Source organism: Streptomyces wuyuanensis (genome assembly GCF_900103455.1).
Taxonomy (GTDB): domain Bacteria; phylum Actinomycetota; class Actinomycetes; order Streptomycetales; family Streptomycetaceae; genus Streptomyces; species Streptomyces wuyuanensis.
The window spans coordinates 35,312-60,434 of record NZ_FNHI01000024.1 but is presented as its reverse complement, the minus strand read 5'-3'; the positions used below and the strand labels follow the sequence as shown (position 1 = coordinate 60,434).

Sequence of the window (25,123 nt, the reverse complement as noted above, 5' to 3'; positions counted from 1 at the left end):
GCCCGTTCGGCGCACCGGTCCCACGACCCGCCCCGCCGGATACGCGGCCGGACGGCCGCGCCCGGCCGCGTATCCGTCCCGCCCCCACAGGCGTTTCCCACACAGTGACCCACGGAGGAGCAGAACCCCGTGCGATTCGACGCCACCGGAAAAGTCTCCCTCGACCACATCTACACCCAGCCCGACCCCCGCACGTACTTCAGCGTGCTCCGCCCTCTCGGCTACTGCGTTCCCCAGCAGGCCAAACCCTGGTTCACCAAGCTGATCCAGGACTACCGCGAGTCCCGGCGGACCGCCGTGCCCCAGGTACTGGACATCGGCTGCTCCTACGGCATCAACGCCGCCCTGGTGAAGTACGACGCGACCATGGACGAGCTGTACGACCGCTACGGCGATGCCCGGGCCCGGGAGCACAGTCGCGAGTCCCTGCTGGCCCGCGACCGGGAACTGGCCCGTTCCCGCCGCCCCGCGCAGCCCCTCCGCTTCGTCGGACTGGACGCCGCCGGCAGCGCGCTGGCCTACGCCCAGGAAGCGGGCTTCCTCGACGACGCGGTCCACGCCGACCTGGAGAACCACGACCCCACACCCCGCCAGCGCGCCCAACTCGCCGGCACGGACCTGGTGATCTCGACGGGCTGCCTCGGCTACGTCACCGAGCGGACCCTGACGCGCGTCGTCCGGGCCCAGGGGGGACGCCTGCCCTGGATGGCGCACTTCGTGCTGCGGATGTTCCCCTTCGACCCGGTCGAACAGGCCCTGGCCGGGCTCGGATACCGCACCACCCGCGTCGACGAGGTCTTCAAGCAGCGGCGGTTCGCCTCCCCCGAGGAGCAGGCGCTCGTCCTCGACGGCATGGCGGCCGCCGGGGTGGATGCGCGGGGCTTCGAGGCGGAAGGCTGGCTCCACGCACAGCTCTACCTTTCCCGGCCGTACGACACCCCAGGCACCGACGACCCGAAACGAGACCTGTAGTGAACAACCGTCAGACCTCCCCGCCGGCGGCCCCGGCGCCCGGCACGGCACCCTCCACCTTCGCCAACGAGGAGAGCCTGCCGCGCGTACCGCTGCCCACGCCGGAGGCGAGCTGCGAGAGGTTCCTCGCCTGGTGCGCCCCGCTGCTCACCGCGGACGAACTCGCCGCGACCGAGGCGGAGGTCGCCGCCTTCCTCCGGCCCGACGGCCCCGGCCGCGTACTGCACGGCGCGCTGGAGGAGTACGACGCCACCGAGGGAGTGCACAGCTGGCTGGACACCTTCTGGCCGTACCGCTACCTGGGCCGGCGGGACCGGATCGCGCTCAACGCCAACTTCTTCTTCCTGTTCCGGGACAGCGGCGAGGGGCAGACGGAGCGCGCGGCCGGGCTGATCGCGGGGGCGCTGCACCACAAGGGCCTTCTCGACCGGGAGGAGCTCCCGCCCGTGGTGCAGCGCGGAGTGCCCCAGTCCATGGTGCAGAACCGGTTCCTGTACTCCGCCACCCGGATCCCCGGCGAGCGGCAGGACACCGTCCGCGCCCCGTACAGCGACGACTGGCCCGGGCCGTCCGGCGCCCGCCACATCGTGGTCTTCTTCCGCGGCGGCATGTTCCGGCTGGACGTGCTCGGCTCGGACGGCGTCCCGTACGGGCTGGAGGACCTGGAGGCCGGACTGCGCGCCGTCATGAAGGCCGGTGCCGAACCCGACGCACCGGCCGCCTCGGTGGGTCACCTCACCACCATGGCGCGCGCCGAGTGGGCGGCCGCACGCGAGGAACTGCTGCATGCCGACCCCCGCAACGCCGAGTCGCTCGACGTCGTCGAGACCGCGCTCTTCTGCGTCTGCCTCGAGGACTTCGCACCCGCCGGCGTCCAGGAGGCCTGCGACGAACTGCTGTACGGGGACCGCGGGAACCGCTGGTTCGACAAGGCCGTGTCGTTCGTCGTCTTCGCGGACGGCCGCGCGGGCATCAACGTCGAGCACTGCGAACTCGACGGCACCACCATCCTCGGCTTCACCGACTTCCTCCTGAACACCCCGGCCGAGGAGCACTCCCGGCTCTCGGGCGCCCGCCCCCAGGGTCCGCCCGCGCCGGAGCCGGTCGTCTTCGCCGTGGACGCGCCGCTCGGCGAGAAGGTGCGGGCAGCGGCCGAGTCCTTCGCCGCGTACGGCGACGCCACCGCGACCGCCACCGTGTCCTTCCCGGACTTCGGCAGCACCACGGCCAAGTCCCTCGGCATGTCCCCGGACGCCTTCGTCCAGTGCGCCTACCAGCTCGCCCACCAGCGCGCCAAGGGCCTCCTGGGCGCCACGTACGAGTCGATCGCCACCCGGCAGTACCGCAACGGGCGCACCGAGGCCATGCGTGTCGTCACCCCGGAGATGGGGGCGTTCGTCACGGCGATGGAGGACCCCGCCGAATCCCCGGCCGGACGGCTCGCGGCCTTCCGGGCCGCCGCCGACGCCCATGTGGCCCGAGCGAAGGCCTCCCAGGCCGGCCAAGCCCCCGAACAGCACCTGTGGGAACTGGAACTCATCCAGCGCCGCCGCGGCGCGGACCTCGGCGTCACCGAACAGCCCGCGCTCTACCGCACCCCGGGCTGGCTGAAGATGCGCGACGACTACCTCAGCACCAGCTCCGCGCCCTCCCGCAACATCCAGTTCTTCGGCTTCGGCTCCACCAGCAGCCGCTGCATCGGCGTGGCCTACGTACTGCTCCCCGAGCGCTTCAACCTCTACCTGAGCACGCCGCTGCCGGTCGCGGACCAGATGCACACGTTCGCGGACCGCCTGCGGGAGGCGGTCGCCGAACTCCGCGACCTGCTGGAGCCCGGAGGTGCACGGGTGCTCGGCTGAGTCCCGCGCCCGACGCGGAGGGCCCGCCCCACCGAGCACGGGGCGGCCCTCCGCGGCCCGGGCGCAGCCGCCGGCGCCCGCGGACTGCGCGCAGGGCCCGGCGCGGATCCCCCTCCCGGCCCGGAGCAGCCCCCCCCGCGGTGCTGCATGCGGGACCACGGGGCACCGGAGACGGTCCGAGATCGTCGGGCCCCTGTCGTGGAACGTCGGTCACCGGTTGCCGGCCGGCGTGTCCCCGCGCGCCGTCGGCCGACCCACGCGGCGTTTCTGGCCCGTCTCCGGGTCTTCCGCGGCGATCTGGCGAGTCCGGCCGGTGCCGGTGTCGATCAGGATCTGCTCGGCTGTGGCGTCGTCGGCGCTGACGGCCCGGGCCATCGCTGCGCGCGCCGCGTCGGGAGCCGTCTCCGGTGGGATCACCAGCAGGGAGAAGTGGTCTCGATCGCCTCGGGTGATGAGGACGGTGTCGTCACCGACCGGGAAGGAGTCGATGTGCACGACGCGGTCGTCGATGACCAGCCGTGTCGGCAGGTCTTCCCAGGCACCGGAGTCCAGGCCGACGCGGCCGACGGGTCCGAGGTGCTCGGTCAGCGCGCTGATGAGGCTCGGCAGCTCGGCGCCGATGTCGCGGGAACGCGGCCACCACGCGCCGTCGAGAATTCCCTGACGGGCATGTGTCGTCTCCAGCCGCAGCAGAGCGGTTCCAGGCTTCACGACCTTGTGGATCGCGTCCGGCAGAAGCTTCGCTTCACGCGGGGTGTCGGCGTTTGACATGGTGTGCTCACCCGTCTGCAGGGTTCGGCATGCGTTCGCTGATCGACTGAGAGGACGTTGGCGCGGCTACCGGTTTCACGGTACTCCGTGAGCCCCTGTCCAGGCTCACCTGCGCACCGCGGACCCGGACCCGCGGTCCCGATGAAATGGCTGGTCACATTCGGGTTCACCGGACCTTGCCCGGAGTAGAGTGGGCGTACCGGGAGCACTTCGCATACCGGCTCCCACGCCGGTTTCGTTCTCGGCGAGCCACAACGCCGGGGCGTCCACGGCGTCCCGGGGACAGGTCCGCGCCATGACCGCGACCATCGACCGTATGCCGACCAGTGAGCGCTCGACCTCGCCACCGGCCCGCCTGTCCGTGACTCCGGAGGGATCCGCCCCGGGTCTCCTGGACGGCGCCTGGTGGCCCCGCTCCCGCGATCTTCTCCATGAACTACCCGCCCTCATCGACGTGCTGGACACGCGCTGGGGCCGGATCACGCGTGTCACGGTGAACCCGACCTACTGGCCCGTGATCCCGCGAAAGGTGCCCGTGGCGGGGCACACGGTGCATGTGGGCTGGTTCGCCGGCGAGCAGGACCCGCACAAGCTGCTCCTCCTCTCCTACACCGCGGGCCGCTGGGACCTGCTGGTGATCCCGCCGGAGACCGACGCGGCCACCGCCGCCCGGCTGATGGCCGCCGCAGCCACCCCCGGCAGCCCCCTCACCGCCAGCGCTCTGATGACGAACGAGGACACCTCCCGTGAGGCGCAGGAGTCGCTCGACCGGGAAGAGGAGTGGGAGACCGAGGGCGGGCACGCGACAGCGGCGGCTGAAAGCCCGAACCCGCCCGGATACATGAGCTGCGCCGGGGGGATGTGAGGTCATGGGGATCGCCGTCACCGTGTCCGTGATCATCGCCATGATCGTCATCGGAGTGCTGCTCATCCGTCTGCTCAACGGCCAGCACGACGAGCGGATCGCGGCATTCCACTACAGCGACACCTTGCCGGGATTCGGCCGGCGCAGCCGGAAGGGCCGACGGCCGCAGAGCATGCCGGGCGGCAATCATGGCAACACTCCACGAGCGGAAGAACCACCGCGAAGCGATCATGAAGACCCTGTATGAGGCCGCGGAAGGCAATCGCCTCCTCGGCGTCACCGGGACGAAGCTGCGCGACGACCTCCGCATGCCCGAGCAGGACCTGGCCGCAGCGTGTGCGTACCTGGCGGGCGAGGGACTCATCACCGTCGACTGGGCACGGGGAAACACCCCTGCGATGGTCACCCTGACGCATCAGGGGATCCGGCTCATGGAAGCGGAAGAGGAGGAGCGCGGCTGACGCGGCGCTGAAGCCCTCTCCGACCGCAGATCCCGTCACCGAGAATCCCCTGTGCCGGAAAAGCGGCACAGGCATAGCATGGTCAGTGGGCCGGTGCACTCTCACGTGCAACCGACCCGGAAGGGCGGCCCCGGTGTTTCCACACCGGGGCCGTTGCGCACTGTCGACGCGGCCGCAGGGGAACGAACGGACCGCAACGCGGGACACACCGCACCCCGCCGATGGGCCCACCGCATCGAACAGACGGCGGGGCGCCGCCGACCACCTCGCCGACCGGGCCGAGCCGATGGCCGCCCCGTCGTCGACGGAGCCGGGGCGCGCAATGGGGCACTCCGGATCGGCTGCCCGGACGGGGCAGCGCGACTGGTTCATCGCAACGAAGGCCGCCGCCTCCTCTTCGGAGACGGCGGCCTTGCTGCCGCATCTGACGGTAGATCAGGTATCGGCCCGACCTGTGTGTATCCGGCGCACGGGACCCTGGAAAGCAGCCGAGAACAGCGGGAACCGTCGATCCGTGCTCCCGCAGGTCACAGCACGTCTCCCGACGTCAGACCCAGGAAAGCCCGCCCTGCACTCTAGATGTCGAAGTACAGCTCGAACTCGTGCGGGTGCGGACGCAGCTGGATCGGGGCGATCTCGTTCGTCCGCTTGTAGTCGATCCAGGTCTCGATCAGGTCCGCCGTGAAGACGCCGCCGGCCTGGAGGTACTCGTTGTCCGCCTCGAGGGCGTCGAGGACCGCCGGGAGGGAGGTCGGGACCTGCGGAACGCCCGCGTGCTCCTCGGGGGCGAGCTCGTAGAGGTCCTTGTCGATCGGCTCGGCCGGCTCGATCTTGTTCTTGACGCCGTCGAGGCCCGCGAGCAGCAGCGCCGAGAAGGCCAGGTACGGGTTCGAGGACGGGTCCGGCGCGCGGAACTCGACGCGCTTGGCCTTCGGGTTCGAGCCCGTGATCGGGATACGCATCGCGGCCGAGCGGTTGCGCTGCGAGTACACCAGGTTCACCGGCGCCTCGAAGCCCGGGACCAGGCGGTGGTACGAGTTCACCGTCGGGTTGGTGAAGGCCAGCAGCGACGGGGCGTGCTTCAGGATGCCGCCGATGTAGTAGCGGGCGGTGTCCGAGAGGCCCGCGTAGCCCTGCTCGTCGTAGAAGAGCGGCGAGCCGCCCTGCCACAGCGACTGGTGCACGTGCATGCCGGAGCCGTTGTCACCGAAGATCGGCTTGGGCATGAAGGTCGCGGTCTTGCCGTTGCGCCAGGCGACGTTCTTCACGATGTACTTGAAGAGCATCAGGTCGTCGGCCGCGGCGAGCAGCGTGTTGAACTTGTAGTTGATCTCGGCCTGGCCGGCGGTGCCGACCTCGTGGTGCTGGCGCTCGACCTGCAGGCCGGCGTTCTCCAGCTCCAGCGAGATCTCGGCGCGCAGGTCGGCGAAGTGGTCGACCGGCGGGGCCGGGAAGTAGCCGCCCTTGTAGCGGACCTTGTAGCCGCGGTTGTCCTCGATCGCGCCGGTGTTCCAGGCGCCCGCCTCGGAGTCGATGTGGTAGAAGCCCTCGTTCGCCGAGGTGGCGAAGCGCACCGAGTCGAAGACGTAGAACTCGGCCTCCGGGCCGAAGTACGCGGTGTCCGCGATGCCGGTGGAGGCGAGGTAGGCCTCGGCCTTCTTGGCGATGTTCCGCGGGTCACGGCTGTACTGCTCGCCCGTGATCGGGTCGTGGATGAAGAAGTTGATGTTGAGGGTCTTGTCGCGGCGGAACGGGTCCAGACGCGCCGTGGAGAGGTCCGCGCGCAGCGCCATGTCGGACTCGTGGATGGCCTGGAAGCCGCGGATCGACGAGCCGTCGAAGGCGAGCTCTTCGGACGGGTCGAACGCCGTGGCCGGAATCGTGAAGTGCTGCATCACGCCGGGAAGGTCGCAGAACCGGACGTCGATCATCTTCACGTCGTTGTCCGCGATGTACTTCTTGGCGTCGTCGGCGTTCTGGAACATCCAACTCCTCCTACTCCCGTCCCGGGGAGGGGCGGGGTTGTGACTCGGTCGTGCGGCCAGTGCGGTGGCACACGCAGGACACGACCCTAGGCAGCCGGGATTTCTCCAGCATGACTCATTTGTTTCGCGGAAGTTAACCGGGCCGCCGGTGCCCGGTGCCGCGACACGCCTCGCGCGGCGCTCGCGCTGCCTCGCCCGGACCCCACGGGTCCGTTGGGTCCGGCCCCGAGATCCGCTCCGCCACGGCCTTCCGGGCACCCGGGAGGCCGTGATCGGAAACGTGCACAGTACCGTGGTCGGGTGGACAACAGGCAAGCAATCGGATCGTGGCTGTCCGGGCCCCGTGCGGCGGCCGAGGACATGGGCGCCGACTTCGGCCACCGCGGCGAACGGCTCGGGCTGCCGGCCGAGGGGCCGGGCTCCGTCGCCCCGCTCGGGCGGCGCTTCGGCGCGCTCTTCATCGACTGGGGCCTGTGCATGCTCATCGCATACGGCCTCATCACCGGTCGCGACTGGGCCGCGGCGGGCAACCCGGCCCTGGTGGTCTTCCTCGTCCTCAGCGTGCTGACCCTCGGTACCGTCGGGAGCACCCCCGGCAAGCGGATCCTCGGGTTGAGGGTCGTCAGCGAGAACGGCGGGCGGCTGGGCCCCGGCTGGGTCCTCGTCCGCAGCGTGCTGCTGTGCCTGGCCGTCCCGGCACTCGTCTGGGACCGCGACGGCCGCGGTCTGCACGATCGGCTCGCCCGCGCGGTCCAGGTACGGATCTGACGCGTCTGCGCCGGTTGCGCCGCCCGGGCGAAAGCCCGGGGGAGCGGATCGGGTCCGTCCGCGGAGCGCGTTCCGGGCACACCGTGAGCCCAGGGCCGTCCGCAGGCGGCCCCCTAGTCGCGTGACCCCGTCAGCCGGGCACGCACCCCGCGCGCTGGTGCGGTATCCCCGCACCAGCGCCTCCAGCGCCTTCCGCACCAGCGCCTTCCGCACCCGCCGCACACGAAGAGGGCGCCCCGGTCCGACCGGGGCGCCCTCTTCGTCTGTGTCGTGAGCCGTGCTCGTCCGCGGCCGGAGCCGGGGACAGGTACGGCGTCAGCGCATCTTTCCGCCTCGCGGCATCCGCATGCCCTTCGGCATCGGGCCCTTCGGCAGCGGCATGTTGCTCATCAGGTCGCCCATCGCGCGCAGACGGTCGTTCGTCTGCGTCACCTGCGGCCCGGTCAGCACACGGGGCAGTTTCGTCATCGTGGTGCGCAGCTTCTTGAGCGGCACCTGGCCCTCTTCGTTGCCGACGACGATGTCGTGCACCGGGGCGTCCACGGCGACCCGCGCCATCCGCTTCTTCTCCGCCGCCAGCAGGGTCTTGACCCGGTTCGGGTTGCCCTCGGCCACCAGCACGATGCCGGCGCGGCCGACGGCCCGGTGGACGACGTCCTGGTTGCGGTTCATCGCGACGGCAGGGGTCGTGGTCCAGCCTCGGCCCACGTTCTGCAGCACGGCTGCCGCCGCTCCCGGCTGTCCTTCCATCTGCCCGAAGGCGGCACGCTCGGCGCGGCGTCCGAAGACGATCGCCATCGCGAGGAAGGCCAGCAGGAAGCCCAGGATGCCCAGATAGATCGGGTGGTCGATCAGGAAACCGATCGCGAGGAAGACACCGAAGGTGACGATTCCCACACCCGCGACGACAAGACCGACCTTGGAGTCGACCCGTCGGGTCATCTTGTAGGTAAGGGCGATCTGCTTCAGTCGCCCGGGGTTCGCAGAGTTCTCTGCCTGATCCTTCCTCGCCATGTCCTGAAGTTTACGTGCCTCAGGAAGAGCGAGTCGCCACGGCCTCCAGGACGTGCTGCGCCTCGACCCGGTCCTTGGCGCGGCGGCGGTCCTCGATGACCGCGGTCCAGGCGTTGCGGCGGGCGGTTCGCTGGCCCCCGCCCAGGAGTACGGACTCGACGGCGAGCAGGGCCTGGGTGAGGCTCGGGAAGGCGTTGGCGCGTACGGAAGTCGCGGCCTGCATGGCGGAGGTCTCCCTCGGGGGCGGTGTGGTGAACGGTGGGAGCGTGCGTGCTGTGCGTAAAGCCAGAGTCACTGACTGGTGTTACCAGGGCGTGACCCGCCGGTCAAACACTGATGAAACCTTTCCGCGCACCGCCGGAAGCATGACGCGGCCCGTACGCGCCCCCGACCTGCGGGGCGCGTACGGGCCGCGCCGAATCGGCCATTACTGACCGGTAAGTTCTTGTGCGCGAATTCACACGACCTGGGCGGCCGCGATCTCCCCGCTCTGCTGCGCGGCGGCGGACCGGCGCTGGTCCATGGCCTGCTGGTAGAGGCGCCCGGCCCGGTACGAGGAACGCACCAGCGGTCCCGACATCACACCGGAGAAGCCGATCTCGTCGGCCTCCTCCTTCAGCTCCACGAACTCCTGCGGCTTCACCCAGCGCTCTACGGGGTGGTGCCGGACCGACGGACGCAGGTACTGGGTGATGGTGATCAGCTCGCACCCGGCGTCGTGCAGGTGCTGCAGGGCCTCGCTGACCTCCTCGCGGGTCTCGCCCATGCCGAGGATCAGGTTCGACTTGGTGACCAGTCCGGCGGCGCGGGCCTCCGTGATCACCTTAAGGGAGCGCTCGTAGCGGAAGCCCGGGCGGATGCGCTTGAAGATCCGCGGCACCGTCTCGACGTTGTGCGCCAGCACCTCGGGGCGGGAGGAGAAGACCTCGGCCAGCTGGTCCGGCTCCGCGTTGAAGTCGGGGATGAGCAGCTCGACCTTGGTGCGGCCGGCCTCGCGCTCCGCCGTCTGCGCGTGGATCTGGCGCACGGTCTCCGCGTACAGCCAGGCGCCGCCGTCCTCCAGGTCGTCGCGGGCGACACCGGTGATCGTGGCGTAGTTCAGGTCCATCGTGACGACGGACTCGCCGACCCGGCGGGGCTCGTCGCGGTCGAGCGCCTGGGGCTTGCCCGTGTCGATCTGGCAGAAGTCGCAGCGCCGGGTGCACTGGTCACCGCCGATGAGGAAGGTGGCCTCGCGGTCCTCCCAGCACTCGAAGATGTTCGGGCAGCCGGCTTCCTGGCAGACCGTGTGCAGACCCTCGCTCTTGACGAGCTTCTGCAGCTGGTTGTACTCGGGACCCATTTTCGCCCGGGTCTTGATCCACTCGGGCTTGCGCTCGATGGGGGTCTGGCTGTTCCGGACCTCCAGGCGCAGCATCTTGCGTCCGTCGGGTGCTACAGCGGACACGACCGGCTCCCTACACTTCGATTCCTCGGCGGACCCCAGGGTACGCCCGTTGATTGTGATGCCCTCACCCGTGGCCAACCTCTGGCCAGGGGCGGGCATTCCTCAGGCTGCCGGGGCGGGCTCCGGCGCCGGGCCCGCGGCCTCCGTCGCGGTCTCCGGGCCGGACCCGCGCTCCACGGCCCGCGGCCTCGGATCGGCGTTCTCCAGCACCTCGCGGAGGTGCTTCTCGACGACCGGCAGGACCTCGGCGATCGTCACGTCACGGCCCAGCTCGTTCGCGAGCGAGGCCACGCCCGCGTCCCGGATGCCGCAGGGCACGATCCGGTCGAACCAGGTGTTGTCCGGGTTCACGTTCAGGGCGAAGCCGTGCATCGTCACGCCCTTGGCGACGCGGATGCCGATGGCGGCGAGCTTGCGGTCCTCGCGGCGCTGGCCGGCGTTGGACGGGGCGTACTCCGGGCCGCTGAGCCGGGGGTCGAACTCCTCGTCGTGCAGCCGGGGGTCGAAGTCCAGCGACAGCCCGCCCGGCGTCGGGCGCTGCTCGACCGGGTCGCCCAGCACCCAGACGCCGCTGCGGCCCTCGACCCGGGAGGTCTCCACACCGAAGTCCGCGCAGGTCCTGATCAGCGCCTCCTCGAGACGCCGCACGTGGGCGACCACGTCCACGGGCCGGGGCAGCTGCATGATCGGGTAGCCGACCAACTGGCCGGGGCCGTGCCAGGTGATCTTCCCGCCGCGGTCGACGTCGATGACGGGGGTGCCGTCCAGCGGCCGCTCGCTGTCCTCCGTACGCCGTCCGGCCGTGTAGACCGGCGGGTGCTCCAGCAGCAGACAGGTGTCGGGGACGTCGCCGGCGAAGCGGGCCGCGTGCACACGGCGCTGCTCGTCCCACGCCGCCTGGTACTCCACGGCGTCCTCGCCGAAGCCCAGATGGACAAATCGCAGCTCGCTCACCGTTGTGCCTCCCTAAAGCGTTCACGGTGCACTCATCACGCTCCGGCCACTCTACGACTCGTGTCGAACCCGTCAGCGCTGCCCTCAATCCTCACACGATCGGATGAATGCGGGACGAAGGCGGCGGTTGCGCCGGTATGGGCCGCTAAATTCGCGCCGTTCCTCCCTCCAGAGCTTCTCCCCCAGAGCTGCGCCCGGGGGGACCACAGGAGGTACCCCCAGGCTGCGAGGGCCGCACCCGGGCCCGGAAGGCAGGAGACCGCACAGCTGATGACGGACCGACCCCCGCAGCGCACCCCGAACCGCCAGCTCGCCGCGCTCATCGCGGAAGCGGGCTTCTCCAACGCGGGGCTGGCCCGCCGGGTCGACCAGCTCGGCCTGGAGCACGGCCTGGACCTGCGGTACGACAAGACGTCCGTGACGCGCTGGCTGCGCGGGCAGCAGCCGCGCGGCACCACACCCGCCCTGATCGCCGAGGTCTTCACCCGGCGGCTCGGCAGGCGGCTGTCGGCCCAGGACCTCGGCCTGGACGCCTGTGCGCCGGTGTACGCGGGGCTGGAGTTCGCCGCCACTCCCGAGGAGGCCGTGGACATCGTCAGCGGGCTCTGGCGCAAGGACTCGGGCAGCCACGCCGAACTGCGGAAGATCGCGTTCACCCCGGCCGGTCTCGTCGTCCCGAGCCGCGACTGGCTGATCGGCCGCGCCGACGAGCGGGTGGGCCGCGGGGAGCCCGCGCAGAACGGCGCGCAGGTCAGAGTGCCGGGCCAGGGCGTCCGCACGTCCGTGCCGCGGCAGCGCGGCACCGACCGGGGCCCGGGCCAGCGCGTCAGCCCCGGCGACATCGCGGCCCTGCGATCGGTGGGCGAGCTCTTCCGGACCCTCGACCACGCCTACGGCGGCGGGCACGCCCGCCAGGCGCTCGTCCGCTACCTGGAGCACGAGGCCGAGCCGATGCTGCGCGGCACGTACGGGGAGAGCGCCGGACGCCGGCTGTTCGGGGCCGTCGCCGACCTCACCCGGCTCGCGGGCTGGACGTCGTTCGACATCGCCGCCCACGGCCTCGCCCAGCGGTACTTCGTCCAGGCGCTGCGGCTGGCCCAGGCGGCGGGGGACCGGGCCTACGGGGCGTACGTGCTGGTCACGATGGCCCGGCAGGCCGTCTACCTCGGGCACGGACGGGAGGCGGTCCAGCTCACCCGGGTCGCCCAGCAGGGCGTCGGCTCCTCCGCCCCGCCCGCCGTCCAGGCGCTCCTGCACGCGGTCGAGGCCCGTGGCCACGGCGTGCTCGGGGAGGTCAGGTCCTGCACGGCCTCGCTCGTCCGGGCCGAGCGCACGCTGGACACCGCCCGGCCGGGGGACGACGTGCCGCACTGGGCACGGTTCTTCGACGAGGCGCAGCTGGCCGACGAGTTCGGGCACTGCCACCGCGACCTGCAGCAGTACCGTGCTGCCGTCCAGCACGCGGAGCGCTCCCTCCAGCTGCGCGCCCCCGGATTCGCGCGCAGCAGGCTCTTCTGCCGTGTCGTCCTCGCCACCTCCCGGCTCGGCCTGGGGGAGCTCGACCAGGCGTGCGCACTGGGTGCGGAGGCGGCGCAGCAGGCGTCGGAGATGCGGTCGGCGCGGGCCATCGAGTACGTGCGCGACTTCGAGCGCCGGCTGGAGCCCTACCGCGACGCGGCGGCGGTCCGCACCTACCGGGACCGCGTCGCGGCGCTCGGCTGACCGGCTGATCGCCCGACGCCGGCCGCGGTCGTCAGGCCGCGGCCGTACCGAGCAGCGCGGGCGCGAGCTCCGGTTGGATGCCGAAGTCGCGCAGTACCGCGTGCGCCGCCCGGCGCCCCGAGTACAGCGCGCCCTGGACGGTGCTCGTGTCCCGGTGGGCGCCGCAGACGTAGAGCCCGCACAGCAGCCGCACCGGCCGGCGCAGGTCGTGGGGAGCGGGCATCGCGGGCACGGCCTCCGGGTCGTGGTGCACGTCCAGCAGCTCCCACTCGGCGGTGGACGTCCCGTACAGCGTGGCGAGATGGGCCTGCACGCGTGCGTCGAGCCGGGCCGGAGGGCGGCCCAGCACGGCGGAGGTGACCAGCACCCTGCCCTCGGGCGCGCGGGACGGATCGACCTCGCTCATCACCGCCGTGTGCGCGACCGGGCCGGAGCCGTCCGCGTCCAGCACCAGGGCCGGCTCGGTCAGCGGTGACGCCGGGGCGGAGTGGTGCAGGACCGTCACGGGGTGGAAGTCCGGCACCCGCAGTCCCGGGAGCAACTCCGCAGCCGCCCGGGCTCCCGTCGCAACCAGCAGGGACCGGCAGGTGAAGGTGCCGTGTTCCTCGGTGGTGACGGAGGAGATGGACGCTTCCGTGACCCGGGCACCGGTGACCACGGTGCCCGGCGGCAGCGCGTCCGCGAGCAACCGGGGAAGCCTGTCGGCGCCGCCCGTCGCCACGCAGAGCCGGCCACGGGCGAAACCGCGCAGCACGAGGTCCGCCGCGCGGCTGGAGGAGACCAGCTCGGCGTCGGCCAGCAGCGCGCTGAGCAGCGGCCGGAGGAAGGTCTGGACGGTGCGCGGGGGCAGGCCGCGGCCGGACAGCGACTCGTGCGCGGGCAGTTCACGGCGCGTCAGCAGCCGCCGGGGCGGGGTTGCGGCGAGCCGTCCGAGTGCTGCCGCGAGCCGGGCCTGGTCGAAGGCGCCACCGAGGGGCGTCCGGGGGGCGCTTGCCAGGGCGCGCGCCGCAGTCAGTGCGCCCCTCGCGCGCCGCGCGCCACCGCCCCCGCGCATCCCGAGGACTTCTCCGGCTCGGTGGTGCCGGCCCTCGCTGTGCACGAGCACACCGGGCGAGAACCGGCTCAGTGGGAGGCCGGTCAGGGCGGGGGTGCGGCGGAGCTCCGGATAGGAGGTGTTGAGCAGTTGGACGGTCCGGTCGAGCCGGAACCCGTCCAGCTCCCCGGTGGCCGTCCGGCCCCCCACCCTCGGTCCGGCCTCCAGTACGACGACCGTGACTCCCGCACTGGTCAACCGATGAGCCGCCGCGAGCCCGGCGATCCCGGCTCCGACGATGACGACGTCCGCGTGGCGTGCGCTGCTGAGCACGTGCCCCTCCCCGAGGTCGGCGCGGCTGTTGTGGGGTGCTCATGCCCCCAACCGGCGGCCGGAATGCCGAAGTTCGGAACGAGGGTAGAAACCCGGCCGCGGGAATCCACGCGCGCGCGGCGGGCGCCCGGGAGCACGGGGTGGCACAGGCGTGCGACCGGCTTCGGGCCGGCGTGCGCGCCGGGGCGCGTGGGGCGCGCTACCGGTCCGCGCACAGAAGCGCCGGGCGCGAAGCGGCCCGCCGGGGCAGCGTCTGCGCCTGCGCCTGCCGGCAGCCTCCGTCGGTCTCGCCGCGCCCGCGGCGTACGCAACGGTCCACGGAAGGAGGCGGGCCGGTGAACCGTTCGCGGGCCGGCAGGCCCCGCACGTGCCGCGTCAGGCGAGCGCCGCGCGGATCGCCGCGTCGACGGACGGGTGGGAGAAGACGAACCCGGATTCGAGGAGCTTCCGCGGCAGGACCCGCTGGCTGCCCAGGACGTCCTCCGCGAACTCGCCGAGAAACACCCGCAGGGCGATCGGCGGCACCGTGAACAGGGTCGGACGGTGGAGCACCCGGCCCATCGCCGCCGTCACCTCGCGATTGGTGAGCGGATCCGGGGCCGTCAGATTGACCGGGCCCGAGAGGGTGTCCGTGTCGACGATGTGGCGCAGCGCCGCGACCTCGTCTTGGAGCGAGATGAAGCTCCAGTACTGGCTTCCGCTGCCCAGCCGCCCGCCCAGACCCGCGCGGAACAGGGGGAAGAGCCTGCCCCACGCGCCGCCCTCACGCGCCACCACCAGCCCCGTGCGGGCGAACGCCACCCGCACGCCCGCCTCCTCGGCCGGTGCCGCCGCGGCCTCCCACTCCTCGCAGACACCGGGGAGGAAGCCCGTGCCGGGAGGTGAGCTCTCGTCGACCGCGCGGTCGCCCGTGTCGCCGTAGTACCCGATCGCCGAGCCGCACACCAGCACCCGCGGCGGCTCCTCCAGCGAGGCCAGCGCCTCCGCGAGCGCGGCCGTGCCGAGCACCCGGCTGTCCCGGATCTCCTTCTTGTACGCCTCGCTCCAGCGCCGCTCGCCCACCCCGGCGCCCGCGAGGTGGACGACCGCCTCGCAGCCGATGAGGCCCGCGGCGTCCACGTACTGCCGCGCGGGATCCCAGCGGACCTCGTCGGCGGCCGCAGGCGCCCGCCTGACGAGCCGTACCACCTCGTGCCCTCCACCTGGGCCTCCGGCCCGCAGGGAACGCACCAGGGCCGAACCGATCAGACCGCTCGCGCCCGTCACAGCAATACGCATGCGTCACATCCTGCCCCATGACAGAGTGACCGCCATGTCCGAACCCGGCACGCCGTTCGTCATACGTCCGGCAGAGAGATCCGACGACGACGCGCTCGCCGAGCTCGACCGCGCCACCTGGTCGACGCTGCACGCCGTGCAGCCGCGCCCGCTGCCGCCGTACCGGCCCTTCTTCGACGAGACCCACCCGCCGGAGCAGCACCTGGTCGCCGAGCCCGTGACCCAAGGCGCGATCGGTGACGGAAGAATCGCCGGATACCTCCGGCTCTGCGCCCCCACACCGCTCTCCTGCAACCAGCACGTGCGCCAGATCCAGGGGCTCGCGGTGGCCGACTGGGCACGCGGACAGGGAGTCGCGCGGGCATTGCTGCGCGCGGCGGGTGACGCCGCACGCCGGCAGGGCGCGATCCGCCTCACCCTGCGGGTGCTCGGGCACAACACCCCGGCCCGCCGGCTGTACGAGTCCGAGGGCTACGCCGTCGAGGGAGTACTGCCCGGCGAGTTCTTCCTGGCCGGCAGGTACGTCGACGACGTGCTCATGGGGCGCTCGCTCGGCGGGTGACCGACGTGCTCGGGGAAGCCCGCTCAGCGGGTGAGCCGCATCGTGGGCGCCAACGGCCGCAGCCCGCCCGACAGTTCCCGCAGACACCGCACGGCAGGTTCCGCCGGTGACCCGGCGCCGGCAGTCCCGGGCGGAGGTTCGGACTCGGCCCAGACCTCCATCCCGATCCGCAGCGCGTCCGCGGCGACCGCCGCGGCGAGCCGTGCCTCCAGCGGGCCGGCGTCCGGCCCGGCCAGCATGGCGAGCACCGGGACCAGCCGCTCCTCCGACTCCTGGTTGACCCGGTACCAGACCGGCCGCAGCGCGGGATCCCGTACCACCGCGCGCAGCAGCGCACGCGTACGGTGCATCCCCACGGCCGTTCCGTCCTCCGGGACCGCGAGCGCCTCGGCGAGGGTCCGTTCCAGCGTCTCGGGGAGCGAAGTGCCCGGAGCCGCGGCCGCGAGGAGCGCCAGCCAGCGTTCGGCGCCCACGGCCAGCAACGGCCCGACGGCTTCCTGCTTGTTGCGGAAGTACCGGTAGAACGTCCGCAGGGCCACCCCGGCGCGGTCCGCGACGTCCTCGGCCGACGTGTCGTCAGGGCCGCGTTCGGTGAACAGTTCCGCGGCGGCGCGGGCGATCTCGAGCCGGGTCGCGGCCTTGCGGCGTTCGGTCAGCGGCCGGCGCGGTGACGGCGGCGTGGTGTTCACCGGACGAAGCGTACGCTCGCCACCGGCCGACGGGCCTGACCGTACGTCAGGGCCGTACGCATCACCCGTCCGTGCACCGTACGTACTCCGTCCGTGCACCCAGGGGGGAATCGTGGTCCGTGTCCGTGTCCGTGCCCGTGCGCACGCGGGCCCGTGCGCGGGCGTGCGTTCCGGGCGGGCCTACGACCCGAAGCGCTCCCACAGCGCCGGGAACCGCTCGGCGAGCACACGGTCGTTCTCGAGGTCGAACGGAGTGCCCTCCGGCTCCGCGGGCTGCGCCGCGATCCCCAGATCGGGTGCGGCCGTTCCGGTGAGCTGCTCGTACGCCTCGTCGGCCGCGTACCCCAGCTCCTCGCCGTCGCCGTCGATCTCCTCGTCGAAGTCGTCGAGGAGCTCCGCGAGGGAGTCCGGGGCGTGCACCGCGCCCTCGAAGACCTCCCGGCCCTGACCGATCAGCCAGCAGCGGAAGTAGTCGAACGCGTCGTCGCTCGCCCCGCCGAGCAGCACGGTGGCCGCGCCCCACAGATCCCATTGGTACGCGCGGTTGTAGCGGGCCTCGAAGTGCCGCGCGAAGTCGAGGACGGAGTCGGGGTCGATTTGCAGCAGCCGTTCGACGAGCAGGTCGGCGTGGTCCTCGGGGTCGCCCTCGGCGGCCTCGCGCGTGCTGTCGATGATCTCCCAGAACTCCGTCTCGTCCATCACGGGACAAGCATCGGGGCTCGCGGGTGACCGCGCACGTGGAGCGACCGAATTGCTGCCTTTCGGCAGGGCGGCCGCGACGCCGGCCGCGACCCCGGCCGGAGGGTGACCTGAGAGTGACCGGGAAATGCGGACAGAGGATGTCGGATTTCCGTGCGAGCGTCACGGCATGACGACCGAAACAGCACTGCAGGGGAAGATCGCGCTCGTCGCGGGCGCGACACGGGGCGCCGGGCGGGCCATCGCCGTACAACTGGGCGCGGCGGGCGCCACCGTCTATGTGACCGGACGTACCACCAGGGAGCGCGTCAGCGAGGTCGGCCGGGCGGCCGAGACCATCGAGGAGACGGCGGAACTGGTCACCGCCGCGGGCGGCCGGGGCATCGCGGTCCCCACCGACCACCTCGACGTGGACCGGGTGCGCGCGCTCGTGGCCCGCATCGACGAGGAGCAGGGCCGGCTGGACGTCCTCGTCAACGACGTGTGGGGCGGCGAGCACCTCGTCGTCTGGGACACCAAGATGTGGGACACCGACCTCGACCGCGGACTGCGCATGCTGGAGCTGGGCGTCCGCAGCCACATCATCACCAGCAGCTGCGCCCTGCCCCTGCTCGTGCGCCGGCCCGGCGGGCTGGTCGTCGAGGTCACCGACGGCACGGCGGAGACCAACCGCCGCTTCCGCGAGAACTTCTACTACGACCTCGCCAAGAACGCCCCGATCCGGATGGCGTTCACCCTCGGCGAGGACCTGAAGGACACCGGCTGCACGGCGGTGTGCGTGACGCCGGGGTATCTGCGCTCCGAGCAGATGCTGGAGGCCTTCGGTGTCCGCGAGGACAACTGGCGGGACGCGGTCGAGGGCCAACCCCACTTCGCCATCGCCGAGTCGCCGGCGTACGTAGGCCGCGCGGTCGCCGCCCTGGCCGCCGATCCGGACCGGGCGCGCTGGAACGGCCGGTCCCTCTCCAGCGGGCAGCTGGCCAAGGAGTACGGCTTCACGGACACCGACGGGAGCAGGCCGGACGCCTGGGCGTACTTCGAGGAGGTCGTGTACGGCGGCAAGGAGGGGTCGGCGGACGACTACCGCTGAGGGGCGCGGCCGGTGCCGGCCGCCGGGCCTCCGTAGCGGGCGTGCATACGGGCCGCGGTCTCCGCGAACCTCTCGCGGAGGCCGTCCGGCCGCAGCACCTCCAACTCCGCGCCGAGCGACAGGAGCTGGGTGAACGCGACCGCCTCGGACTCCACCGGCAGCGTGATCGTGCGCCACCCCCGCTCGTCCGCCGGGCCCGCCGCCTCCAGCGCCTCCCGGGCCGCCGCCCGGTCCGTGACGTGGGGCAGCCGGTGGGCCGCTTCCGGGGACAGCCGCAGCACCACCTCGGCCCGCAGGATCGAGCGGGCGAACTGCGCGGCGCGCTCCTCCCAGAAGGCCGGCAGGTCGAAGGACGCGTCCCGCTCGAAACGCTCGGCGGTCAGGGAGACGGCCGTGAACCGGTCGATGCGGTAGACCCGGAACGACGTGCCGTCGGCGAGGGCGCACAGGTACCAGACCCCGGCCTTCAGCACGAGGCCGTACGGTTCCAGCCGCCGCTCGGCGTCCCGGTATCGGGCGGCCACCACGCGGTCGTCCCACACGGCCTCGGCGACGACCGGCAGCAGGTCCGGGGTCTCCGGCTCCTGGTACCAGCCGGGCGCGTCCAGGTGGAACCGCTGCGCCGCGGAGTCCGAGGCGTCGCGCAGCGACGGGAGCAGTGCGGCGGAAACCTTGAGCCGCGCGGCCGAGGCCGCGTCCTCCAGCCCCATCTCGCGCAGCGCCCCGGGCACCCCGGACAGGAACAGCGCCTCGGCCTCGCTCCTGGCGAGCCCGGTCAGCCGGGTCCGGTAACCGCCGACGAGCCGGTAGCCGCCGGCCCTTCCCCGGTCCGCGTACACCGGCACTCCCGCCTCCGACAGCGCGAGCGCGTCCCGGGTGACGGTCCGCTCGGAGACCTCCAGCTCCCGGGCGAGCTCGGCGGCGGTCATGGAGGGCCGGGACTGGAGCAGCAGAACCATCTTGATGAGCCGGGCAGCGCGCATGGTGGCCATTGTCGCGGCTCGTGCGCGCGGGGCGGTGGGCGCCGCGTGACGGCCCCGGAGCGTCCGGCGGGAACACGCGGACGCCCCCACGGCCCGAGGGGCTGCGGGGGCGTCCGCGGACGGCCCGGGGCTCAGAAGCCGTAGCGCTCGCGGGCTTCCTTCACCGCGGACGCGGGGACCTCGCCGCGCCGCGCGAGCTGCGCCAGCGCCGCGACCACGATCGACTGGGCGTCGACACCGAAGTGACGGCGCGCCGCCTCACGGGTGTCCGACAGGCCGAAGCCGTCCGCTCCCAGCGACGACCAGTCCTGCTCCACCCACTGGGCGATCTGGTCCGGCACCTGCCGCATGTAGTCGCTCACCGCGAGGACCGGGCCCTCGGCGCCCTCCAGCGCCTGGCGCACGTACGGGACACGGGACTCGCCGCGCAGCAGCGCCTCGTCCGCCTCCAGCGCGTCGCGCCGCAGCTCCGTCCAGGAGGTCGCCGACCAGACGTCCGCCGTGACGTTCCACTCGGCGGCCAGCAGCCGCTGTGCCTCCAGCGCCCAGTGGATCGCCGTTCCCGAGGCGAGCAGCTGGATGCGCGGGTCGTCCGCCGCGCCCTCGCCCTCCTTGAAGCGGTACAGGCCACGCACGATGCCCTCGTCGACGCCCTCCGGCTTCGCGGGCTGCGGCATCGGCTCGTTGTAGACCGTCAGGTAGTAGAAGACGTCCGGGTCCTCGTCCGGTCGGGCCTCGCCGAACATCCGGCGCAGACCGTCCTTGACGATGGCCGCCACCTCGTAGGCGAACGCCGGGTCGTAGGTGAGCGCCGCCGGGTTCGTCGCCGCGATCATCGGCGAGTGGCCGTCCGCGTGCTGAAGGCCCTCGCCGGTCAGGGTCGTACGGCCGGCCGTGGCGCCGACGAGGAAGCCCTTGCCGAGCTGGTCGGCGAGCTGCCACATCTGGTCGGCGGTCCGCTGCCAGCCGAACATCGAGTAGAAGATGTAGAACGGGATCATCGTCTCGCCGTGCGTCGAGTACGACGACGACGCGGCGATGAAGTCCGCCATCGAGCCGGCCTCGGTGATGCCCTCGTTGAGGATCTGGCCGTTCTTCGCCTCGCGGTAGTACATCAGCTGGTCGCGGTCGACCGGCTCGTACGTCTGGCCCTTCGGCGAGTAGATGCCGAGCGAGGGGAACAGCGACTCCATGCCGAAGGTACGGGCCTCGTCCGGGACGATCGGCACCCAGCGCCTGCCGGTCTCCTTGTCGCGGATCAGGTCCTTGACCAGGCGGACGAAGGCCATCGTCGTCGCCACTGACTGGTTGCCGGAGCCCTTGTCGAAGGCGGCGAAGGACTTCTCGGAGGGCGCGGGCAGCGGGGCGACCGGGTGGACGCGGCGGGCCGGGGCCGGACCGCCGAGGGCCGCGCGGCGCTCCTGGAGGTAGCGGACCTCGGGGGAGTCCGCACCCGGGTGGCCGTAGGGCACCTGACCGTCCGCGAAGGCGCTGTCCTTGATCGGCAGGTCGAGCAGGTCCCGCATCGCCTTGAACTCGTCCGCCGACAGCTTCTTCATCTGGTGGTTGGCGTTCTTGGAGGCGAAGCCCTCGCCGAGCGTGTAGCCCTTGACCGTCTGGGCCAGGATCACCGTCGGGGCGCCCTTGTGCTCCAGCGCGGCCTTGTACGCGGCGTACACCTTGCGCGGCTCGTGGCCACCGCGCGAGAGGTGGAAGCACTCGAGGATCTTGTCGTCGCTGAGCAGCTTCGCCATCTCGACGAGCGCGGGGTCCTTGCCGAAGAAGTCCTCGCGGATGTAGGCGGCGTCGCGGGTCTGGTACGTCTGGACCTGCGCGTCCGGGACCTCGCGCAGCCGGCGGACCAGGGCGCCCGTGGTGTCGAGCTGGAACAGCTCGTCCCAGGCGTTGCCCCAGAGCGTCTTCACGACGTTCCAGCCGGCGCCGCGGAACTGGGCCTCCAGCTCCTGCACGATCTTGAAGTTGGCGCGGACCGGGCCGTCGAGGCGCTGCAGATTGCAGTTGATCACGAAGGTCAGGTTGTCCAGGCCCTCGCGGCTCGCCAGCGCGAGTGCCGCCGTCGACTCGGGCTCGTCCATCTCGCCGTCGCCGAGGAACGCCCAGACGTGGGACGCGGAGACGTCCTTGATGCCGCGGTTGGTCAGATAGCGGTTGAAGCGCGCCTGGTAGATCGCCGACAGCGGGCCGAGGCCCATGGAGACCGTCGGGAACTCCCACAGCCAGGGAAGCCGGCGCGGGTGCGGGTACGACGGCAGGCCGTTGCCGCCCGCCTCCTGGCGGAAGTTGTCGAGGTGCGCCTCGGTGAGGCGTCCGTCGAGGAAGGCGCGGGCGTAGATGCCGGGGGAGGCGTGGCCCTGGATGTACAGCTGGTCGCCGGAGCCGTCCGCCTCCTTCCCGCGGAAGAAGTGGTTGAAGCCGGTCTCGTAGAGCCAGGCGGCGGAGGCGAAGGTGGCGATGTGGCCGCCGACGCCGTGCTTGGCGCCGCGGGTGACCATCGCGGCGGCGTTCCACCGGTTCCAGGCGGTGATCCGGCGCTCCATCTCCTCGTCGCCGGCCGGGACGGGCTCGGCGGCGGTGGGGATGGTGTTGACGTAGTCCGTCTCCAGGAGCTTCGGCAGATCGAGCCCCTCGACGCCCTCGGCGTGCTGGAGCGTGCGACGCATCAGGTACGCGGCGCGATGGGGGCCGGCGGCCTTGGTGACGGCGTCGAGGGAGGCCGCCCATTCGGCGGTCTCCTCGGTGTCACGGTCCGGGAGCTGGTCGAGCTCGCTCGGAAGCATGGCAACGGGGTCGGTCATGACACCGCCTTCCGGAGAGGAGGAGGGGTGGAGAGGGGCCTTGTCTGGCAGGACGGGGCCGGGCGGACTGGTGAGTCCGTGGTGAACTGTAAGCCGACGATCGATGATCGATCAAAGCGTTGAGCGAAAAACTTCTTCAGATCGAGAAAGTCGGCACAGGGTGCCGCGAAATGGGGCACCGGGTGCCGGTGTGATGCGCCCGGGTGGGGCATGTCCGCGGTGCGTCCCCCGCGCGCGCCGCTATGCGCGGGGCGCGCAGCCCAGGACGTGGGCCTTGACGAGCGCGCCGATCTGCGGATCGCGTCGGCGGAACGCCTCCACCAGCTCCTCGTGCTCCTCCGCGTACGACTTCTGCTTCGTGCCCAGCCACCGGATGGACAGCGCGGTGAAGACCTCGATCCCGAGGCCCTCCCAGGTGTGCAGCAGCACCCCGTTGCCGGCGGCCTTCACCAGTTCCCGGTGGAACGCCACCGTGTGCCGCACCTGCGCCGTCCCGTCCGCGGCGCGGTCCGCCTCGTACAGCGCCGCGACGTGCGGTTCCAGCGCCGAGCAGTCGGCGGCCAGCCGCTCGGCCGCCAGCTCGGCGGCGATCTGCTCCAGTCCGGCCCGGACCGGGTAGCTCTCCTCCAGGTCGGCCGCGGTGAGGTTGCGCACCCGCACGCCCTTGTTGGGCGCCGACTCGATCAGCCGCAGGGACTCCAGCTCGCGCAGGGCCTCCCGTACGGGCGTCTGGCTCACGGCCAGCTCCGTGGCGATCCGGCGCTCCACGATCCGCTCGCCCGGCTTCCAGCGGCCGCTGACGATGCCCTCCACGATGTGCTCGCGGATCTGATCGCGCAGCGAGTGGACGACGGGCATGGTCATGAACCGCTCCTTCAAGAAGAGAAGACCCCTAGACAATACGGCGGCGGCCCCGCCCGGAAGTACTCCCGGGCGGGGCCGCCGCTGGTGAGGCTGGTTACAGCCGAGGCGCTCAGAGGCCGAGCTCGACCTCGAACTCACCGGCCTCCAGGATCGCCTTGACCGCGGTCAGGTAGCGGGCGGCGTCAGCGCCGTCCACCAGACGGTGGTCGTAGGAGAGCGTCAGGTACGTCATGTCCCGGACGCCGATGACGGTGCCCTCGGCGGTCTCGATGACGGCCGGACGCTTCACCGTGGCGCCGATGCCCAGGATCGCGACCTGGTTCGGCGGCACGATGATCGTGTCGAACAGCGCACCGCGCGAACCGGTGTTGCTGATCGTGAAGGTCGCACCGGCCAGCTCGTCCGGCGTGATCTTGTTGCCGCGGACCTTGCCCGCCAGGTCGGCGGTGGCCTTCGCGATACCGGCCAGGTTGAGGTCGCCCGCACCCTTGATGACCGGGGTCATCAGGCCCTTCTCGGAGTCCACGGCGATGCCGATGTTCTCCGAGTCGAAGTAGGTGATGGTGCCCTCGTCCTCGTTGATCCGGGCGTTGACGACCGGGTGGGCCTTCAGCGCCTGGGCCGCCGCCTTGACGAAGAACGGCATCGGGGAGAGCTTGACGCCCTCGCGGGCCGCGAACCCGTCCTTGGCCTTGGCGCGCAGCTTCATCAGCCGGGTGACGTCGACCTCGACGACCGAGGACAGCTGGGCCTGGCCGTGCAGCGCCTTCATCATGTTGTCGCCGATGACCTTGCGCATGCGGGTCATCTTGACGGTCTGGCCGCGCAGCGGGGACACCTCGAGCGCCGGGGCCTTCCTGGCGGCCGGGGCGGCGGCGGCCGGAGCCGGGGCAGCGGCGGCGGCCTTCGCGGCCTCGGCGGCGGCGACGACGTCCTGCTTGCGGATACGGCCACCGACACCGGTGCCCTTGACCGACGCCAGGTCCACACCGCTCTCGGCCGCGAGCTTGCGGACCAGCGGCGTGACGTAGGCGCCCTCGTCCGTGGCCGCGGCGGCGGCGGCCGGAGCCGGGGCCGGGGCTGCGGGCTGAGCCGGAGCCGGAGCCGGAGCCGCGGGAGCCGGGGCCGGAGCCGCGGGAGCCGGGGCCGCGGGCTGCGCCGGGGCCGGAGCGGCAGCGGGTGCGGGCTGCGCCGGAGCGGAGGCCGGGGCGGCCGGCTGAGCCGGAGCCGGAGCGGGCTGCGCCGGAGCCGGGGCGGCGGCCGCGGGGGCTGCCGGAGCGGCACCCGGGGCACCGATGACGGCGAGCTTCGCGCCGACCTCGGCGGTCTCGTCCTCGCCGACCACGATCTCCAGCAGCACACCGGAGGTCGGGGCGGGGATCTCGGTGTCGACCTTGTCGGTGGAGACCTCGAGCAGGGGCTCGTCCTCCGCGACCTCCTCGCCGACCTCCTTCAGCCAGCGGGTGACGGTGCCCTCGGTGACCGACTCGCCCAGCGCGGGCAGGACGACGTCGGTGCCCTCGGCACCGCCGCCACCGGCGGCGGCCTCGGCGGTCGGGGCCGGTGCGGGGGCGGCCTGCTCGGTGGAGGGGGCGGCCTGGGCGGGCTGCTCCGGCTCGGGGGCCGGGGCCTGCTCGGCGGCGGGCGCAGGTGCGGCGGCCGCCGCACCCGTGCCGTCGTCGATGACGGCCAGCTCGGCGCCGACCTCGACGGTCTCGTCCTCGGCGACCTTGATGGACGCCAGGACACCGGAGGCCGGTGCGGGGATCTCGGTGTCGACCTTGTCGGTCGACACCTCGAGCAGCGGCTCGTCGGCCTCGACGCGCTCGCCCTCGGCCTTCAGCCAGCGGGTGACGGTGCCCTCGGTGACACTCTCGCCGAGCGCCGGGAGGGTTACGGAAACCGGCATGGTTTCGGATGCTCCTTACGGTGGGGTCTCCCCGGCCGGCGCTGGGCGC

The 25,123-nt window shown here is 72.2% G+C and carries 23 protein-coding genes; 9 read left to right on the top strand and 14 right to left on the bottom strand.

What is annotated here, in order from left to right; genetic code table 11:
- The first annotated feature begins 129 nt into the window (after positions 1–129).
- Positions 130–972 carry a class I SAM-dependent methyltransferase gene (locus tag BLT82_RS29140; protein ID WP_093660191.1) on the top strand — a complete coding sequence of 281 codons (843 nt, stop codon included), beginning with the start codon at positions 130–132 and terminating at the stop codon, positions 970–972.
- Complete coding sequence (locus BLT82_RS29135) at positions 972–2,831, top strand: choline/carnitine O-acyltransferase (protein WP_093660189.1); 1,860 nt, start codon at positions 972–974, stop codon at positions 2,829–2,831. Before BLT82_RS29140 ends, BLT82_RS29135 begins: the two co-directional genes overlap by 1 nt.
- Before the next feature lie 210 nt (positions 2,832–3,041).
- Here BLT82_RS29135 and BLT82_RS29130 read toward each other — a convergent pair whose 3' ends face one another.
- On the bottom strand, positions 3,042–3,602 hold the full coding sequence (locus BLT82_RS29130; RefSeq protein WP_093660187.1) for a DUF5994 family protein: 561 nt from the start codon (positions 3,600–3,602) through the stop codon (positions 3,042–3,044).
- Positions 3,603–3,897: 295 nt separating this feature from the next.
- Here BLT82_RS29130 and BLT82_RS29125 point away from each other — a divergent pair, with 295 nt between their 5' ends.
- Genes BLT82_RS29125 through BLT82_RS29115 form a run of 3 tightly spaced genes read left to right on the top strand, consistent with a single transcriptional unit; the run spans position 3,898 to position 4,928 of the window.
- Positions 3,898–4,467, top strand: a complete 570-nt coding sequence (locus tag BLT82_RS29125; protein WP_093660185.1) for a DUF5994 family protein — start codon at positions 3,898–3,900, stop codon at positions 4,465–4,467.
- 4 nt (positions 4,468–4,471) lie between these two features.
- Complete coding sequence (locus tag BLT82_RS29120) at positions 4,472–4,714, top strand: hypothetical protein (RefSeq protein WP_093660183.1); 243 nt, start codon at positions 4,472–4,474, stop codon at positions 4,712–4,714.
- Positions 4,656–4,928, top strand: a complete 273-nt coding sequence (locus BLT82_RS29115; protein WP_093660181.1) for a hypothetical protein — start codon at positions 4,656–4,658, stop codon at positions 4,926–4,928. The genes BLT82_RS29120 and BLT82_RS29115 overlap by 59 nt, the downstream gene beginning before the upstream one ends.
- Before the next feature lie 575 nt (positions 4,929–5,503).
- Here BLT82_RS29115 and glnA read toward each other — a convergent pair.
- Positions 5,504–6,913: a type I glutamate--ammonia ligase gene (glnA, locus tag BLT82_RS29110; RefSeq protein ID WP_093660179.1), complete on the bottom strand. Its 1,410-nt coding sequence runs from the start codon at positions 6,911–6,913 to the stop codon at positions 5,504–5,506.
- Between the two features lie 300 nt (positions 6,914–7,213).
- Here glnA and BLT82_RS29105 point away from each other — a divergent pair, with 300 nt between their 5' ends.
- The gene (locus BLT82_RS29105) at positions 7,214–7,681 is read left to right on the top strand and encodes an RDD family protein (protein ID WP_093660177.1); all 468 of its coding nucleotides are present in this window, start codon (positions 7,214–7,216) and stop codon (positions 7,679–7,681) included.
- A gap of 315 nt (positions 7,682–7,996) precedes the next feature.
- Here the strand turns inward: BLT82_RS29105 and BLT82_RS29100 are convergent, their stop codons facing one another.
- From BLT82_RS29100 to lipB, 4 genes are all read right to left on the bottom strand, one after another.
- Positions 7,997–8,695, bottom strand: a complete 699-nt coding sequence (locus tag BLT82_RS29100) for a DUF4191 domain-containing protein (protein ID WP_093660175.1) — start codon at positions 8,693–8,695, stop codon at positions 7,997–7,999.
- Between the two features lie 19 nt (positions 8,696–8,714).
- Entirely contained in the window at positions 8,715–8,918 is a 204-nt protein-coding gene (locus tag BLT82_RS29095; protein ID WP_093660173.1) for an SCO2195 family GlnR-regulated protein, read from the bottom strand.
- Positions 8,919–9,152: 234 nt separating this feature from the next.
- On the bottom strand, positions 9,153–10,142 hold the full coding sequence (gene lipA / locus BLT82_RS29090) for a lipoyl synthase (protein WP_093660171.1): 990 nt from the start codon (positions 10,140–10,142) through the stop codon (positions 9,153–9,155).
- A 102-nt stretch (positions 10,143–10,244) separates the two neighbouring features.
- Positions 10,245–11,096: a lipoyl(octanoyl) transferase LipB gene (gene lipB / locus BLT82_RS29085; RefSeq protein WP_093660169.1), complete on the bottom strand. Its 852-nt coding sequence runs from the start codon at positions 11,094–11,096 to the stop codon at positions 10,245–10,247.
- A 270-nt stretch (positions 11,097–11,366) separates the two neighbouring features.
- Here lipB and BLT82_RS29080 point away from each other — a divergent pair, with 270 nt between their 5' ends.
- Positions 11,367–12,818: an NsdA family TPR-like regulatory protein gene (locus BLT82_RS29080; protein ID WP_093660167.1), complete on the top strand. Its 1,452-nt coding sequence runs from the start codon at positions 11,367–11,369 to the stop codon at positions 12,816–12,818.
- Between the two features lie 31 nt (positions 12,819–12,849).
- Here the strand turns inward: BLT82_RS29080 and BLT82_RS29075 are convergent, their stop codons facing one another.
- Positions 12,850–14,184 (bottom strand): NAD(P)/FAD-dependent oxidoreductase, encoded by a 1,335-nt coding sequence (locus BLT82_RS29075; protein ID WP_093660165.1) that lies wholly within the window; start codon positions 14,182–14,184, stop codon positions 12,850–12,852.
- A 375-nt stretch (positions 14,185–14,559) separates the two neighbouring features.
- Positions 14,560–15,462, bottom strand: a complete 903-nt coding sequence (locus BLT82_RS29070) for a TIGR01777 family oxidoreductase (RefSeq protein ID WP_093660163.1) — start codon at positions 15,460–15,462, stop codon at positions 14,560–14,562.
- 34 nt (positions 15,463–15,496) lie between these two features.
- Between BLT82_RS29070 and BLT82_RS29065 the strand changes: the two genes are divergently transcribed.
- Entirely contained in the window at positions 15,497–16,024 is a 528-nt protein-coding gene (locus tag BLT82_RS29065; protein ID WP_093660339.1) for a GNAT family N-acetyltransferase, read from the top strand.
- 23 nt (positions 16,025–16,047) lie between these two features.
- On the opposite strand, the gene BLT82_RS29060 is transcribed toward BLT82_RS29065, so the two are convergent.
- A complete protein-coding gene (locus tag BLT82_RS29060; protein WP_093660161.1) occupies positions 16,048–16,713 on the bottom strand; it encodes a TetR/AcrR family transcriptional regulator in 666 nt (221 codons plus the stop codon).
- A 180-nt stretch (positions 16,714–16,893) separates the two neighbouring features.
- Positions 16,894–17,412, bottom strand: coding sequence for a DUF4240 domain-containing protein (locus BLT82_RS29055; protein WP_093660159.1), 519 nt, complete (start codon positions 17,410–17,412; stop codon positions 16,894–16,896).
- 169 nt (positions 17,413–17,581) lie between these two features.
- Between BLT82_RS29055 and BLT82_RS29050 the strand changes: the two genes are divergently transcribed.
- Positions 17,582–18,502 (top strand): SDR family oxidoreductase, encoded by a 921-nt coding sequence (locus BLT82_RS29050; RefSeq protein WP_093660157.1) that lies wholly within the window; start codon positions 17,582–17,584, stop codon positions 18,500–18,502.
- Here BLT82_RS29050 and BLT82_RS29045 read toward each other — a convergent pair.
- From BLT82_RS29045 to sucB, 4 genes are all read right to left on the bottom strand, one after another.
- Entirely contained in the window at positions 18,493–19,485 is a 993-nt protein-coding gene (locus BLT82_RS29045) for a helix-turn-helix transcriptional regulator (protein WP_093660337.1), read from the bottom strand. The two genes, BLT82_RS29050 and BLT82_RS29045, sit on opposite strands and share 10 nt — an antisense overlap.
- A gap of 131 nt (positions 19,486–19,616) precedes the next feature.
- The gene (aceE, locus tag BLT82_RS29040; RefSeq protein WP_093660155.1) at positions 19,617–22,301 is read right to left on the bottom strand and encodes a pyruvate dehydrogenase (acetyl-transferring), homodimeric type; all 2,685 of its coding nucleotides are present in this window, start codon (positions 22,299–22,301) and stop codon (positions 19,617–19,619) included.
- 240 nt (positions 22,302–22,541) lie between these two features.
- Positions 22,542–23,165, bottom strand: a complete 624-nt coding sequence (locus tag BLT82_RS29035; RefSeq protein WP_093660153.1) for a GntR family transcriptional regulator — start codon at positions 23,163–23,165, stop codon at positions 22,542–22,544.
- Between the two features lie 109 nt (positions 23,166–23,274).
- A complete protein-coding gene (gene sucB / locus BLT82_RS29030) occupies positions 23,275–25,074 on the bottom strand; it encodes a 2-oxoglutarate dehydrogenase, E2 component, dihydrolipoamide succinyltransferase (protein WP_093660151.1) in 1,800 nt (599 codons plus the stop codon).
- Positions 25,075–25,123 lie beyond the last annotated feature (49 nt).